The 14,849-nt window shown below is 63.8% G+C and carries 14 protein-coding genes; 5 read left to right on the forward strand and 9 right to left on the reverse strand.

Annotated elements, in window-relative coordinates:
* Positions 1 to 243 precede the first annotated feature (243 nt).
* Positions 244 to 1,137 carry a phosphoribulokinase gene (locus MTBLM5_RS15920; RefSeq protein WP_173977045.1) on the reverse strand — a complete coding sequence of 298 codons (894 nt, stop codon included), beginning with the start codon at positions 1,135 to 1,137 and terminating at the stop codon, positions 244 to 246.
* Positions 1,138 to 1,183: 46 nt separating this feature from the next.
* Positions 1,184 to 2,569: a ribulose-bisphosphate carboxylase gene (locus MTBLM5_RS15925; RefSeq protein ID WP_173977046.1), complete on the reverse strand. Its 1,386-nt coding sequence runs from the start codon at positions 2,567 to 2,569 to the stop codon at positions 1,184 to 1,186.
* A gap of 296 nt (positions 2,570 to 2,865) precedes the next feature.
* Between MTBLM5_RS15925 and MTBLM5_RS15930 the strand changes: the two genes are divergently transcribed.
* From MTBLM5_RS15930 to MTBLM5_RS15945, 4 genes are all read left to right on the forward strand, one after another.
* A complete protein-coding gene (locus MTBLM5_RS15930; RefSeq protein ID WP_068501950.1) occupies positions 2,866 to 3,111 on the forward strand; it encodes an exodeoxyribonuclease VII small subunit in 246 nt (81 codons plus the stop codon).
* Positions 3,112 to 3,119: 8 nt separating this feature from the next.
* Positions 3,120 to 4,028, forward strand: coding sequence for a polyprenyl synthetase family protein (locus tag MTBLM5_RS15935; RefSeq protein WP_371814026.1), 909 nt, complete (start codon positions 3,120 to 3,122; stop codon positions 4,026 to 4,028).
* Between the two features lie 11 nt (positions 4,029 to 4,039).
* Entirely contained in the window at positions 4,040 to 5,956 is a 1,917-nt protein-coding gene (gene dxs / locus MTBLM5_RS15940) for a 1-deoxy-D-xylulose-5-phosphate synthase (protein WP_173977047.1), read from the forward strand.
* Positions 5,957 to 6,152: 196 nt separating this feature from the next.
* Positions 6,153 to 6,476, forward strand: coding sequence for a helix-turn-helix transcriptional regulator (locus MTBLM5_RS15945; protein WP_068501940.1), 324 nt, complete (start codon positions 6,153 to 6,155; stop codon positions 6,474 to 6,476).
* On the opposite strand, the gene MTBLM5_RS15950 is transcribed toward MTBLM5_RS15945, so the two are convergent.
* Positions 6,477 to 7,508 carry an MBL fold metallo-hydrolase gene (locus MTBLM5_RS15950; RefSeq protein WP_254431092.1) on the reverse strand — a complete coding sequence of 344 codons (1,032 nt, stop codon included), beginning with the start codon at positions 7,506 to 7,508 and terminating at the stop codon, positions 6,477 to 6,479.
* Positions 7,509 to 7,579: 71 nt separating this feature from the next.
* On the opposite strand from MTBLM5_RS15950, the gene MTBLM5_RS15955 reads away from it, so the two are divergent.
* On the forward strand, positions 7,580 to 8,488 hold the full coding sequence (locus tag MTBLM5_RS15955; protein ID WP_173977048.1) for an ROK family protein: 909 nt from the start codon (positions 7,580 to 7,582) through the stop codon (positions 8,486 to 8,488).
* Here the strand turns inward: MTBLM5_RS15955 and MTBLM5_RS15960 are convergent.
* From MTBLM5_RS15960 to MTBLM5_RS15985, 6 genes are all read right to left on the reverse strand, one after another.
* Complete coding sequence (locus MTBLM5_RS15960) at positions 8,476 to 9,813, reverse strand: dihydroorotase (protein WP_173977049.1); 1,338 nt, start codon at positions 9,811 to 9,813, stop codon at positions 8,476 to 8,478. The two genes, MTBLM5_RS15955 and MTBLM5_RS15960, sit on opposite strands and share 13 nt — an antisense overlap.
* 11 nt (positions 9,814 to 9,824) lie before the next feature.
* Positions 9,825 to 10,223 (reverse strand): hypothetical protein, encoded by a 399-nt coding sequence (locus MTBLM5_RS15965; protein WP_173977050.1) that lies wholly within the window; start codon positions 10,221 to 10,223, stop codon positions 9,825 to 9,827.
* Positions 10,224 to 10,316: 93 nt separating this feature from the next.
* On the reverse strand, positions 10,317 to 10,478 hold the full coding sequence (locus MTBLM5_RS15970) for a hypothetical protein (RefSeq protein WP_173976941.1): 162 nt from the start codon (positions 10,476 to 10,478) through the stop codon (positions 10,317 to 10,319).
* A gap of 116 nt (positions 10,479 to 10,594) precedes the next feature.
* Positions 10,595 to 11,092, reverse strand: coding sequence for a hypothetical protein (locus tag MTBLM5_RS15975; protein ID WP_173977051.1), 498 nt, complete (start codon positions 11,090 to 11,092; stop codon positions 10,595 to 10,597).
* Between the two features lie 174 nt (positions 11,093 to 11,266).
* Positions 11,267 to 12,487: an NADP-dependent isocitrate dehydrogenase gene (locus tag MTBLM5_RS15980; protein WP_173977052.1), complete on the reverse strand. Its 1,221-nt coding sequence runs from the start codon at positions 12,485 to 12,487 to the stop codon at positions 11,267 to 11,269.
* 59 nt (positions 12,488 to 12,546) lie between these two features.
* Positions 12,547 to 14,772 carry an NADP-dependent isocitrate dehydrogenase gene (locus MTBLM5_RS15985; RefSeq protein WP_173977053.1) on the reverse strand — a complete coding sequence of 742 codons (2,226 nt, stop codon included), beginning with the start codon at positions 14,770 to 14,772 and terminating at the stop codon, positions 12,547 to 12,549.
* Positions 14,773 to 14,849 lie beyond the last annotated feature (77 nt).

Here is a 14,849-nt window from a genome sequence, read left to right on the forward strand (position 1 = left end):
CGAATACTCGTCTCCCTGGCGGCGGCCAAGCGCGTTCCATCCGGTCCCGTCGGTTCGTGTAAATGGATATCAGCCTCTCCGGTCGGTGTACCGGCTGCGGCCTTCTTGGCGGGTCGCCTCGGACACCTACGCGGATCATAGCACAAAGGATGGGGCTGTGCGTTGCTGCAAAGGAAGTAGGGAATCAACCAAAGAAAGGGCCGGCATCCGCGGAACGGATGCCGGCCTAGTGTGACTCCCCCGTCATCCCATGAGAGACTTGCGGTCTTCCATGATCCGACGAAGGATCGGGGTCAGAATCAGTTCCATCGCCAAGCCCATCTTGCCACCCGGCACGACGATGGTGTTGCGCCGGCTCATCCACGAATCCTTGATCATCTGCAGAAGGAACGGGAAGTCGACGCGGAAGCGGTCGGGCTTTCTGAAGCGGATCACCACCAGGCTTTCATCGGCGGTGGGGATGTCGCGGGCGATGATCGGGTCCGAGGTGTCGACGATCGGCACCCGCTGGAAGTTGATGTCGGTCAGCTTGAATTGCGGCACGATGTAATGCACGTAGTCGTGCATGCGGCGCAGGATGGTGTCCATCACCGCCTCTTCCGAATAGCCGCGCATCTTGGTGTCGCGATGGATCTTCTGGATCCATTCGAGGTTCAGCACCGGCACCACGCCGATCTTCAGATCGACATGCTGGGCGACATTGCAGTCCTTGGTGACGACGCAGCCGTGCAGGCCCTCGTAGAACAACAGGTCGGTCCCGTCGTTCAGTTCTTCCCAGGGCGTGAATTCGCCGGACTTGACGCCCAGGTCGGCGAAGCGAGCGGCTTCCTCGTCATTATGAATATAGAAGCGGCGGCGGCCGCGTCCGGTTTCCCCATAGCGCTGGAACAGCTCCTCCAGGTCGCCGAACAGGTTGGCGTCGGCGCCGAAATGGCTGAAATGGCGGTTGCCCTGCTTTTCAGCCTCGCCCATCGCCTTCTTCATGTCGACGCGATTGTAGCGGTGGAAGCTGTCGCCCTCGACGATGGCCGGCTTGATGCCTTCGCGCCGGAACATATGCTCGAAGGCTTCCTTGACGGTGCTGGTGCCGGCGCCGGACGAGCCGGTGACGGCGATGATGGGGTGTTTCCTGGACACGGCCTGCCTCTCTTTGGTCGGCGTTATCGTTTTTATTGGAAAACGTTCAGCGCACCTTCAGCTTTTCGCGCCAGCCGGGATAGATCTTGTCGGCGTCGGCCTGGAAGCTTTCGAAAGCTCCCTTGAGTTCGGGGTGTTCCAGGGCGAAGTCAACCAGATTGACTCCGCGCTGCCAGGCTTCGTGGGCCAGGCGCAGCGACTTGGCGCCGACCGTGCCGCCGTCCTTGTGGCCGAAGGCGCCGCCGCCCGAGGTCTGGATGACGTTGGAATGGCCCAGATTGTCGAAGAAGCCGGGCAGGCGCAGCGCGTTCATGCCGCCCGAGATGATGGGCGTGGTGGCCTTCATGCCGTGCCAGGGTTGGTTGTAGTAAACTCCCATGGCCTCATCGCGTTCGATCATGTAGGCGACCATCTTTTCGTTCTTGTCACCTTCCATCTTGCCGTAGCCCATGGTGCCGGTATGGATGCCCGAGGCACCCTGCAAGCGGCTCATTTTCATGTGGGTCAGCACGGTGTAGCCGCGCTTGGACTGGTTTGAGGTGACGGCACCGTGGCCGGCGCGGTGATAGTGGAGGAACTGGTTGGGAAAGTAGCGGCGGCACAGGGTGACCGCCGAGGGGCCGCCGACATAGCCATCGACCAGGAAGGCGACGTGGCTGGCGTTCTTGCCGAAGGCTTCCAGGATGAACTCACCGCGGCGGATCATCTCGAAGGGGTCGTCGGCGGTGATATTGGCCGAGAAGATTTTCGCCTCGCCGGTTTCCTGCTGGGCGCGCTCCATCGCTTCGGCCACCAACGGGATGATCTCGCGGGTCGGAGCGAACACCTGGTTGCCCTGCGGTTCGTCGTTCTTGATGAAGTCACCGCCCATCCAGAACATGTAGCAAGCGTCGGCGAACGGCTTGGGGCGAAGGCCCAGCTTCGGCTTGATGATGGTGCCGACCACCATGCCGCCGTTGACCTGCGGCCGGCCCAGCACCCGCCACATGTCGGTGATGTTCATGGCCGGGCCGTCGAACAGCGTCAGCAACGAGCGCGGCATGTAGAAATCGATCATCTTGGCGTATTCGACGTCGCTCATGCCCTGATTGTTGCCGATGGCCAGCGTCAGGAACGACACGATCATGGCGCGACCATCGATCATGTTGCGATCGAACAGATCGACGGGATAGGCGATTTTCATAAGGTACTCACCGTCGGGGCGCTCGGTCACTTCGTAGACCAGGGCATCGACGCCCTTGGTGAAGTCGTCGGTGGTGCAGACCTCGACGTTGGTGCCGGTCGAGGATTCGGCGGCGAAATGGGCGGCAACGAAGATGGGCTCGTACCCTGCCTTTGGCTTGATGTGGTAAGCGCACAACACATGCCGGTCTGCGGCGATCAGTTCATCTTCCTTGAGGGCGAAATTGCAGTAGCGCTTGGACTGATCCATCGTCTCTTTTCCTCGTCCGGGTTGGGTCTTGCTGCCCATGTCTAAAGGCTTGGGTTCAACTGTCGCTACAGTGCCAAAGACCAAAGCCACCCGAAACACCCGGGCGGGGTGGCCCGCTCAATTACATGGGTGGCGAAAAAACTCCCCGAAAGTGGGGCGAATGGGCGGTTTCTGTCGAGCGTGAAATGCGGCGGGTGGGGCGTGCCCACCCTGAATGGCGCGAGGCTTGCCTTCCGGTGGCGCGATCCGTAAACTCCCGCCCTTCGCTTCACATTCCACCGCGAGTTCTCACGCCGATGGCCGATCTTCCGCCCGATATCGCCGCGCTCAGCTTCGAGGAGGCCTTGGCCGAACTCGAAGGGATCGTCAAACGGCTGGAGACCGGCGCGACCCGCCTGGACGATGCCATCGCCGCCTACGAGCGCGGCGCCAAGCTGCGCGCCCATTGCGAGGCCCGCCTGAAGGAAGCCCAGGCCCGGGTCGAACGGATCGTGCTGGGGCCGGATGGGGCGGTCTCGGTGGCCCCGGCGGCAGTGGAATAGGGATCGTCATGCCCCGTATGTCCCCGCAATCCCGCCGCTTGTCCGAGGCGCTGGCCGCCGCCGCCGCCCAAGTCAACGCCGAGCTTGATCTGCTGCTGCAGGCCGGCGAGGGCCCGGAACGGCGTGTCCATGAAGCCATGCGCTACGCCACCCTGGATGGCGGCAAAAGGTTGCGGCCGTTCCTGGTGATTCAGTCGGCGTCGCTGTTCAACGTGTCGCCCTCGTCGGCGCTCAGGGTGGCGGCCGCCCTTGAGATGGTCCATTGCTATTCGCTGGTCCATGACGATTTGCCGTGCATGGACGACGACGATTTGCGCCGTGGTCGCCCGACCTGTCACAAGAAGTTCGACGAGGCCACGGCGCTGTTGGCCGGCGACGGCCTGCTGACCCGGGCCTTCGAGGTGCTGGCCGGCGAGGCCACCCATTGCGATCCATTGGTCCGCTGCCAGCTGGTGGGCGAGTTGGCCCACGCCGCCGGCGGGCAGGGCATGGTCGGCGGTCAGATGGTCGATCTGCAGGCGGCGAGCCTGACCATGGACGTCAACGACATCACCCGCCTGCAGCAGATGAAGACCGGCCGCCTGATCAGCTTCGGCTGCGAGGCCGGGGCGATCCTGGGCAAGGCGGCCTCGTCCCTGCGGCTGGCCTTGAAGAATTACGCGCGCGAGATCGGTCTGGCCTTCCAGATCGCCGACGACATCTTGGATGTCGAGGGCGACGCGAAGCAGGTCGGCAAGGCGCTGCGCAAGGATGCCGAGGCCGGCAAGGCCACCTTTGTTTCGCTTCTGGGCATCGACCGGGCCCGCGCCCAGGCCAAGATGTTGGCCGACCAGGCCTGCCGTCACCTTGAACCCTTCGGCGACAAGGCCGACCTTCTGCGCTCGACTGCGCTCTATATCGTCGAGCGGCGGACCTAAGGAAGATCATTATGACCAACTCGTCCACCCGCCTGCTGGACCAGGTCCACGTTCCGGCCGACATGCGCGACTTTTCAGTCGAGCAACTGCGCCAACTGTCCGACGAGGTCCGCCAGGAAATGATCGAATCGGTGTCGATCACCGGCGGCCATTTGGGAGCGGGCCTTGGCGTGGTGGAGCTGACGGTGGCGCTGCATCACGTTTTCGATACCCCGGCCGACAAATTGATCTGGGATGTCGGCCACCAGGCCTATCCGCACAAGATTTTGACCGGTCGGCGCGACCGCATGCGCACGCTGCGCCAGGGCGGCGGCCTGTCAGGATTCACCAAGCGAAGCGAAAGCGAGTACGACCCCTTCGGGGCCGGCCATTCCTCGACCTCGATCTCGGCCGGGCTGGGCATGGCGGTGGGCCGCGACCTCAAGGGGGCGAATTTCAACGTCGTCGCGGTGATCGGCGACGGCGCCATGAGCGCCGGCATGGTCTACGAGGCGATGAACAATGCCGGCTCGATGGACAGCCGCCTGGTGGTGGTGCTGAACGACAACGATATGTCGATCGCCCCGCCGGTGGGCGCCATGAGCGCCTATCTTTCGCGCCTGTTGTCGTCCAGGCCTTATCTGTCGATCCGTCACTTCGCCAAGGACATCGCCGCCATGCTGCCGCCTCCGCTGGAGCGCGCGGCGCGCCGGGCCGAGGAATATGCCCGCGGCATGGTCTCGGGCGGCGGCACCTTGTTCGAGGAACTGGGCTTCTATTATGTCGGCCCGATCGATGGCCATAATTTCGATCACCTGCTGCCGGTCTTGAAGAACGTCCGCGATTCGGCCGAGACCAAGCCGGTCTTGATCCATGTGGTGACCAAGAAGGGCCGGGGCTATCCGCCGGCCGAGGAAGCCGCCGACAAGTATCATGGCGTCGGCCGCTTCGACGTGGTGACCGGCAAGCTGGCCAAGCCCAAGGCCAACGCGCCCAGCTATACCTCGGTGTTCGCCCGCGGCCTGCTGGCCGAGGCCGCCCACGACGACCGCATCGTCGCCATCACCGCCGCCATGCCGGCCGGGACGGGACTGGACAAGTTCGCGGACAAGCATCCGGGACGCTGCTTCGATGTCGGCATCGCCGAACAGCATGCGGTGACCTTCGCCGCCGGTCTGGCCTGCGAGGGCTTCAAGCCGTTCTGCGCGCTTTATTCGTCGTTCCTGCAGCGCGGCTATGATCAGGTGGTCCACGACGTGGTGCTGCAGGGCCTGCCGGTGCGTTTCGCCATCGACCGCGCCGGATTGGTCGGCGCCGATGGGGCGACCCATGCCGGCTCGTTCGATCTGGCCTTCCTGGGCTGCCTGCCCGACCATGTCTTCATGTGCCCGTCGGACGAGGCCGAGCTGATGCATGCGGTGGCCACCGCCGCCGCCATCGACGATCGTCCGTCCTTCTTCCGCTATCCGCGCGGCGAGGGGGTCGGCATCGACCTGCCTGAACGCGGCCAGGTGCTGCCCATCGGCAAGGGGCGGGTGTTGCGCCAGGGCAACCGGGTGGCGCTGCTGTCGCTGGGCACCCGCCTGGCCGAGGCGCTGGCCGCCGCCGACGATCTGGCGGCGCGCGGACTGTCCACCACCGTCGCCGACGCCCGCTTCATGAAGCCGCTGGACGAGGAGCTGATCCTGCGCCTGGCCCGCGAGCACGAAGTGTTGATCACCATCGAGGAAGGCTCGATCGGCGGTTTCGGCAGCCATGTGCTGAATCTGTTGGCCCTGTCGGGTGCGCTGGACAAGGGCTTGAAGGTGCGGCCGATGGCGCTGCCCGACCGCTTCATCGAGCATGATTCGCCGATGGCCCAGTATGACCAGGCCGGCCTGAACGCTCCGCAGATCGTGGCCACGGTGCTGGATGCGCTGGGGCAGCGGGTCAGTGCGGCGATTGCCTAATTTAGAACATCATAAATAAGCAATATATACTACCTGGCAGAAACCAACACGTGCCAGACTAATTAACATGATAATTTCGTTGTTCCAGGAGGCATAGACAATGGAAACTCCGGAATTTTGGTCATGCAATCTTGAAGTATCGAGAATCAGTGGTATAGTATATTCCGGTTTTGTAGTCGGAGCCGAATCTGTGGATATGGAATTAGAAAAGCTTCAGGATAGTGCCCGACGCGCGAGCACGTTGCTGAAGGCCATGAGTAACGAACATCGGCTGATGATTCTGTGTCAGCTTCTGCACGGGGAAAAGTCGGTGGGCGAGCTTGAGCGCCTGATCGGGCTGTCGCAATCCGCCCTGTCGCAGCATCTGGCCCGCCTGCGCCGCGACAATCTGGTGCAGACCCGCCGCCAGGCCCAGACCATCCATTATTCCCTGGCCGGTCACGAAGCCAGCGCGGTGATCAACACCCTGTATGGTCTTTATTGCGCCAAGGAAGTGGGCGGCGGCTGCGCTGCGGCCTGATCACGCCTTGGCGTAGATCCACACTCCATCGCCTCTGTCGCCTCGCCTGATCGCGCCCTGCTCCATCAAATGGTGCAGGTGCGACAGGCTTTCGCCGATGGCGAAGCTGGTCTGCTGGGCGTCCAGCGGCCGCTTGAACAGCACCTTCAAAACATCGCGGGCGGTGACGCCCTGGGCCGAGCAGGCTTCCAGCGTCAGGGCCAGGCGATCGTCATGGTGGGCCTGCAGTTGGTCGGCGCGGACGTGAAGGCCCACGAAGGGCAGGTTGTGCGACGGCAGCACCAGGGCGTCGGCCGGCAATTGCTTCAGGCGCTCAAGGGCGGCCAGGAAGTCGCCCAGCGGCGTGGCGTCGGGCTCTTGCGGCCACACGCCGATGATTGGGCTGATCTTGGGCAGAATCTGGTCGCCCGAGATCAGCACGTTGGCTTCCTCGCACCACAGGCAGGCATGTTCGGGCGAATGGCCGCCGCCTTCCAGCACGACCCAGGTCCGGCCGCCGATGACCAGTTCCGATCCGTGGCGGATGGCGGTGATGGCGGCAGGCAGCGGACGGATGCGGGAACGATAGGTGCCGGCCCGCTCGCGGATGCCGGCCAGCATGTCGTCGTCATAGGCGCAGCGGCGATAATGCTCGACCTGATTTTCCACATAGTCGGCGCCCTGGTCCAGCATCAGCATGCGGCCGAAGGTCCATTCGCCGACGGTGGCCCGCATGCGCACGGACCATTGGGCCGCCAGCGGTCCGGCCAAGCCCATATGGTCGGGGTGGAAGTGTGTGCAGATCAGGCCGGTCACCGGCTTGGCGGCCAGCGGCCCGGCGAACAGCGCCTGCCAGCACTCCCAGGTCTCGTCATTGCCGACCCCGGTATCGACCAGCACCCAGCCATCGCCATCGTCCAGCGCCCACAGATTGATGTGGTCCAGGGCGAAGGGCAGCGTCATGCGAATCCACCAGATGCCCGGGGCGACCTCCGTGACCGCGCCGGGTTCGGGCGGGGTGGGGAAGGGGAAGTGCAGAGGGGCGTGGCTCACGATGGGTCCTCCGATAAACCGGCATATGCTTACCGATTTGCTCCGGGTGTGCAAGCGGCGTGGTTTGTGGCATGACCGATGCCATGAAGACGCTTCGCATCGGCATCGATTTGGGCGGCACCAAGACCGAAGCCATCGCGCTGGATCGCGCGACCGGGGCCGAGTTGGCGCGCCGCCGTGTCGCCACCGCCCAGGGCTCGTATGATGGCACCATTACCACCATTCGCGATCTGGTCGCGGGGCTCGAGTCCGATTTGGGCGCCGCCGGAACCGTCGGTATCGGTATTCCCGGGACCATTTCGCCGGCCACCGGTCTGGTCAAGAACGCCAATTCCACCTGGCTGATCGGCCAGCCGTTCGATCGCGACCTGGAAAGTGCGCTGGGCCGGCCGGTGCGGCTGGCCAACGACGCCGATTGCTTCGCTTTGTCGGAAGCGACCGATGGTGCCGGCACCGGCGCCGACACGGTGTTCGGGGTGATCTTAGGGACCGGGGTCGGCGGTGGCCTGGTGGTGCATGGCCGGCTGGTGGCCGGTCCCAATGCGGTGGCCGGCGAATGGGGCCACAACCCGCTGCCGTGGCCGCGTGACGACGAGCGGCCGGGGCCGGCCTGCTATTGCGGAAAGACCGGCTGCGTCGAAACCTTCCTGTCCGGTCCGGGGCTCGAGCGCGACCACGGGCAAAATCTACGGGTGCCCGAGATCGCTGTCCTGGCTGATGCGGGTGATCCCGGTGCCGCAGCAGCGCTGGCCCGCTACGAAGATCGGCTGGCCCGGGCTTTGGCGGTGGTGATCAACATCCTTGACCCCCACGTCATCGTGCTGGGCGGCGGGGTTGGCAATCTGACCCGGCTTTATTCCAGCGTACCGGCCCGCTGGGGCGCGTATGTCTTTTCCGACAGCGTGGCGACGAGGCTGGTTCCTCCCCGGCACGGCGATTCCTCGGGCGTGCGCGGGGCGGCCTGGCTTTATCCCGCATAGGCTTCCTGGAAACGCACCGGGGCACCCAGCGGGTCGCCGATCAGGCTGTCTTCGCGCATGACGATATGGCCGCGGATGATGGTGGCCAGCGGCCAGCCGGTGACCTTCTTGCCGTCGAACGGGGTCCAGCCGCAGCGGCTGACGATCCAACGGTTGGTGATGGTGCGCTTGGCCTTCAGATCGACGATGGTGAAGTCGGCGTCGTAGCCCAGCGCGATGCGGCCCTTGCCGGCCAGGTTGTAGATGCGCGACGGTCCCGCCGAGGTCAGATCGACAAAGCGCTGCAGGCTAAGCCGGCCATGATGGACATGGTCCAGCATGATCGGCACCAGGGTCTGCACCCCGGTCATGCCCGACGGGCTTTTCGGATAGGGCTGGCCCTTCTCCTCCAGGGTGTGCGGCGCGTGGTCGGACCCCAGCACATCGACGGTGCCGTCATTGATGGCCGCCCACAGGGCGTCGCGATGGCGGGCCTCGCGGATCGGCGGGTTCATCTGGGCCAGGGTGCCCAATTGCTCATAGCATTCCGGCGCGGCCAAGGTCAGGTGCTGCGGCGTGGTCTCGACGGTGGCCAGATCCTTGTGTCCGGCCAGATAGGCCATTTCCTCGGCGGTAGTGACATGCAGGACATGGACGCGGCGCCGGGCCGCCTCGGCCAGGCGGATCAGCCGGGTGGTGGCCTTCAGGGCGGTTTCCTCGTCGCGCCAGATGTGGTGGGCGCGCGGATGGGCGGCCGCCTCGGCCAGGCCCTTCCGTTCGATCAGGCGTTCTTCGTCCTCGCAATGGACGGCGACGCGCCGCGTGCCTTGCGCCAGCACGCGGGCCAAGGTGGCATCGTCGGCGACCAGCAGGTTGCCGGTGCTTGACCCCATGAACACCTTGATGCCGGCGCAGCCGGGAATGCGCTCCCACTGGGCCAGATGATCGACATTGTCGCCGGCGGCCCCCAGGAAGAAGGCGTGATCGGTCCAGGCGCGGCCCTTGGCGCGGGCCAGCTTGTCCTTCAACTCGGTCTCGGTGGTGGTGCCGGGCTTGGTGTTGGGCATCTCGAAGATCGCCACCACGCCGCCCATGGCGGCGGCGGCGGTGCCGGTGGACAAATCTTCTTTGTGTTCCAGCCCCGGCTCGCGGAAATGGACCTGGGTGTCGATCACGCCCGGCAGCACGGTCAGGCCGGAAGCGTCGAAGGCGTTGGCCGCCTCGGCCTGGGCAAGGTCGCCGATGGCGGTGATGCGCCCGCCAGCGACGCCGATATCGGCCTCTGCGGTGCCGTTGGGGGTGACGATGGCACCGCCGCGGATGATCAGATCGAAGGTCTCGCTCATGGGGCAGCCTCCTACTTGACCGCGTTATTGATCAGGTACTGGCCGATATCGGCCGGCTTGACCTTGAAGTTCTTCGGCGGCTCGCGGCCATCCAGGGCCAGGGCCACCAGCATGGAATTCTCGACGCTGGCGATGGTGACCTTGAACAGGCCGGTGGCGCCCCGCAGCTTGGGATAGTAAAGCGGATCGACCGCCTTTTCCTTGCGCCCCAACTGGGCCAGGGCCTCTTCCTCAGATATCTCGCACGGCGCTGACGTCAACACCTTCCAGTCGCTCTGGCCGGCGAATCCTTCCAGCACCGCCTCGGGCGCGTCGTCGGTGACGCCGACCTTGTAGAGGTTCTTGCCCAAGCCGACATCGGCCCCCCATTCCTGGTTGGCCTTGCTGGCGGCGACATAGATGGTGGTCATAAGCGTGCGTTCCCGGCGTTGCAAAGCGCCAAGATGCGTCGGCGGTGGCAGCAGGTCAAGAAAACGAAAGCCCCGCCGAAGCGGGGCCTGGGGTCAGCCGTTGGACGAGCCCGCCTTGGCCGGCGGCTGCTGCGGTGGAAGATGGCGCAACAAGGCCGCCCGGTATTCAGGATTGGCCATCCAGCGGTCGAGATAGCCCTGAGCACGCGCCTCGGCGTTCTTCATGAACTCTATCTGCTGGTCGCGGTCCATCATCGTATTCGTCCTTAAATCCACCTCGTCGTACACGTCGGTGCGTACGCAAAAAGTTAGGCTGGCCTAACTCTCACTAAACTAGCGCTGTCGTTACGTTGCTTGCAATACCAATTCGGTCATGACCGATCTTCGCCTTTGTCCGCCCACCATACGCGCTTGCGTTCGTAGCTGTCGCATCGGGTGACGGTATAGCCGCAGTCGATGAACACGGCGGTGACACGCTCATGTTTGTCTAACGCCTTGTCTGGCGGGTAGTCGTCATGGGTGACCCGATATACTCGCACTGGCTTGGTCATTTGAAGCAGGCGACATGTCAGTTCGCAAGCGACCCGCACTATCCAAGCCCTGTCGGTTTGTTTGGGAAACAGCCGCTTGGTATCAAGGCCACACCAATAATCACGTGTCGTTCCTGTGGCATGATCCAATTCCTGGATAAAGAATATCAGTTCGTGGTCGGTGCCACCGATCATGATCTCCAGGCCGACATACGCGAAATATGTCTTGCCGCAGACCATGTCCACCCCAAGCTTGGACTGCATCGCATGTGAACGCCCATCACTATGGAACTGATCGACTTCGATGGTTTCGTCACAGGAGCTGCGCTCGAACGCCATTGCACCCTCATTGCGGTATTGCGCGCAGATTTTCGCAGCCCCAAGATGCTTTTACAACTCGCTCTCGGTTAGAAACGCGCTTTCCTAACCCAAACCACGGTACCGGTATCACGTGACACCAAAAACAAAACCCCGCCGGATCGCTCCGGCGGGGTTTCGTGGTTCGAAGACCGATCAGGCGGCGATGCCCATCTTGATCTTCAAATTCTCGTCCAACTTGGCCAGGAATTGCTGGGTCGTCAGCCACGACTGGCCGGGGCCGATCAGGATGGCCAGGTCCTTGGTCATGAAGCCCGATTCCACCGTCTCGACGCAGACCTGTTCCAGCGCCAGGGCGAAGTCGGCCACCGCCGGCGTGCCGTCGAACTGGGCGCGGTAGAACAGACCCCGCGTCCAGGCGAAGATCGAGGCGATCGGATTGGTCGAGGTTTCCTTGCCCTTCTGGTGCTCGCGGTAATGGCGCGTCACCGTGCCGTGGGCGGCCTCGGCCTCGACGGTCTTGCCGTCGGGGCTCATCAGCACGGATGTCATCAGACCCAGCGAGCCGAAGCCCTGGGCCACCGTGTCGGACTGGACGTCGCCGTCATAGTTCTTACAGGCCCACACGAATTCGCCCGACCACTTCAGCGCCGAAGCGACCATGTCGTCGATCAGGCGGTGTTCGTAGGTCATGCCCTCCTTGTCGAAGGCGGCCTTGAACTCGCGGTCGTAGATTTCCTGGAAGATGTCCTTGAAGCGCCCGTCATAGGCCTTCAGGATCGTGTTCTTGGTCGACAGATAGACCGGCCACTTCTTCATCAGGCCGTAATTGAAGCAGGCCCGGGCGAAGCCGGCGATGGATTCGTCCAGGTTGTACATGCCCATGGCGACGCCGGCGCCGGGGAACTCGAACACTTCGTGCTCGATGACCTGGCCGTCGACACCCTCGAACTTGATGGTCAGCTTGCCGGCACCCGGCACCTTGAAGTCGGTGGCCTTGTACTGGTCGCCGAAGGCGTGGCGGCCGATGACGATCGGCTTGGTCCAGCCCGGCACCAGGCGCGGCACGTTCTTGCAGATGATCGGCTCGCGGAAGACGGTGCCGTCCAGAATGTTGCGGATGGTGCCGTTGGGCGACTTCCACATCTTCTTGAGGTTGAACTCCTTCACCCGCGCCTCGTCCGGGGTGATGGTGGCGCACTTGACGCCGACGCCGTACTTCTTGATCGCCTCGGCCGAATCGATGGTGACCTGGTCGTTGGTGGCGTCGCGGTGCTCGACGCCGAGGTCGTAGTACTTCAGGTCGATGTCGAGATAGGGCAGGATCAGCTTGTCCTTGATGAACTTCCAGATGATCCGAGTCATTTCGTCGCCATCGAGTTCGACGACCGGATTGGCGACCTTGATCTTGTTCATTGTTGGCATCCTTATTCAAAAAAGTGGCGGAAGCCGAAGCTTCCGCCGTCACATTCGGGTCAGATGGCCGCCAACGCCTGGTTCAGGGTGGCGCTGGGGCGCATGGCCTTCGACGTCTTGTCGAAATCGGGATGGTAGTAGCCGCCCATATCGACCGGCTTGCCTTGGGCGGCGATCAACTCGGCGTTGATCTTCGCCTCGTTCTCGCTCAAGGCCCGGGCCAGGGGGGTGAAGCGGGCGGCCAGCTCGGCATCCTTGGTCTGGGCGGCCAGGGCCTGGGCCCAGTAGAGCGCCAGATAGAAGTGGCTGCCGCGATTGTCCAGTTCGCCCACCTTGCGGGCCGGCGAGCGGTTGTTTTCCAGGATCTTGCCGTTGGCCGCATCCAGGGTGTCGGCCAGGACCTGGGCCTTGGCGTTCTTGAAGGTCTGGGCCAGATGCTCCAGCGAGACGGCCAGCGCCAGGAACTCGCCCAAGCTGTCCCAGCGCAGATAGCCTTCTTCCTGGAACTGCTGGACGTGCTTGGGGGCCGAGCCGCCGGCACCGGTCTCGAACAGGCCGCCGCCGGCCATCAAGGGCACGATCGACAGCATCTTGGCGCTGGTGCCCAGCTCCAGGATCGGGAACAGGTCGGTCAGATAGTCGCGCAGCACGTTGCCGGTGACGGAAATGGTGTCCTGGCCCTTGCGGATGCGGTCCAGCGAGAACTGGCAGGCCTCTTCCGGGCTGAGGATGCGGATGTCCAGACCCGAGGTGTCGTGATCGGCCAGGTACTTCTGGACCTTGGCGATGATCTGGGCGTCGTGGGCGCGCTTGGCATCCAGCCAGAACACCGCCGGCGTGTTGGACAGACGCGAGCGGGTGACCGCCAGCTTGACCCAATCCTGGATCGGCGCGTCCTTGGTCTGGCAGGCTCGGAAGATGTCGCCCTTTTCGACCTTCTGCTCCATCAAAACCTTGCCGGCCCCATCGACCACGCGGACCACGCCATCGGCGGCGACTTCGAAGGTCTTGTCGTGGCTGCCGTATTCCTCGGCCTTCTGGGCCATCAGGCCGACATTCGGCACGCTGCCCATGGTCTTGGGATCGAAGGCGCCGTGCTTCTTGCAATCGTCGATCACCACCTGATAGATGCCGGCATAGCAGCGGTCGGGGATCATCGCCTTGGTGTCGTGCAGCTTGCCGTCGGTGCCCCACATGCGGCCCGAATCGCGGATCATCGCCGGCATCGAGGCATCGACGATGACGTCCGAAGGCACATGCAGGTTGGTGATGCCCTTGTCGGAATTGACCATCGCCAGCGGCGGGCCGGCCTTGTAGGCGGCCTGGATGTCGGCCTCGATGGCGGCCTTCTTGTCGGCCGGCAGCTTGTCCAGCTTGGCCAAAAGGTCGCCGAAGCCGTTATTGACGTTGACGCCGATTTCCTTGATGGCGTCGGCATGCTTCTCGAACACGTCCTTGAAGAAGACGGTGACGGCATGGCCGAACATGATGGGGTCGGACACCTTCATCATGGTCGCCTTGAGGTGCAAGGACAGCAGCAGGCCGGGCTGCGACTTGGCGTCCTCGATCTGCTCGGCGAAGAAGGACCGCAGGGCCTTCACGCTCATCACCGCCGAATCGATCACCTCGCCGGCCTTCAGCACGGTCTTTTCCTTCAGCACGGTGACGGCGCCGTCCTTGGCCACCAGTTCGATGCGCACATTGGTCGGCTCGGCCACGGTCACCGACTTCTCGCTGCCATAGAAATCGCCGGCCTGCATGTGGGCGACGTGCGACTGCGACGAGGCGGCCCAGGCGCCCATCTTATGCGGGTTGTTGCGGGCATATTGCTTGACGGCGCCGGCGGCGCGGCGATCCGAATTGCCCTCGCGCAGGACCGGGTTGACCGCCGAGCCCAGCACCTTGCCATAGCGGGCCTTGATGTCCTTCTCGGAATCGGTCTTGGGGTCCTCGGGGAAATCGGGCAGGGCGTAGCCCTGGGACTGCAATTCCTTGATCACCGCCTTCAACTGCGGCACCGAGGCCGACACGTTGGGCAGCTTGATGATGTTGGCTTCGGGCTTGAGCGTCAGTTCGCCCAGTTCGGCCAGCTCGTCGCCGATGCGCTGTTCGGGCTTCAGGACCTCGGGGAAGGTGGCGATGACGCGGCCGGCCAGCGAGATGTCGCGGGTCTCGACCGCCACGCCGGCGGCCTTGGTGAAGGCCTGGACGATCGGCAACAGGGAATAGGTGGCCAGCGCCGGGGCCTCGTCGACCTGGGTCCAGATGATTTTCGCGTCGCTCATGGTTCGATTCCCGTAGCTGCCAATCGATGGATGTCCGCCGGCCGGCGCGCCGATTGGAGGCGCATTTTCTGTGGTGC

It is taken from the genome of Magnetospirillum sp. LM-5 (assembly GCF_902729445.1).
Taxonomy (GTDB): Bacteria; Pseudomonadota; Alphaproteobacteria; order Rhodospirillales; family Magnetospirillaceae; genus Magnetospirillum.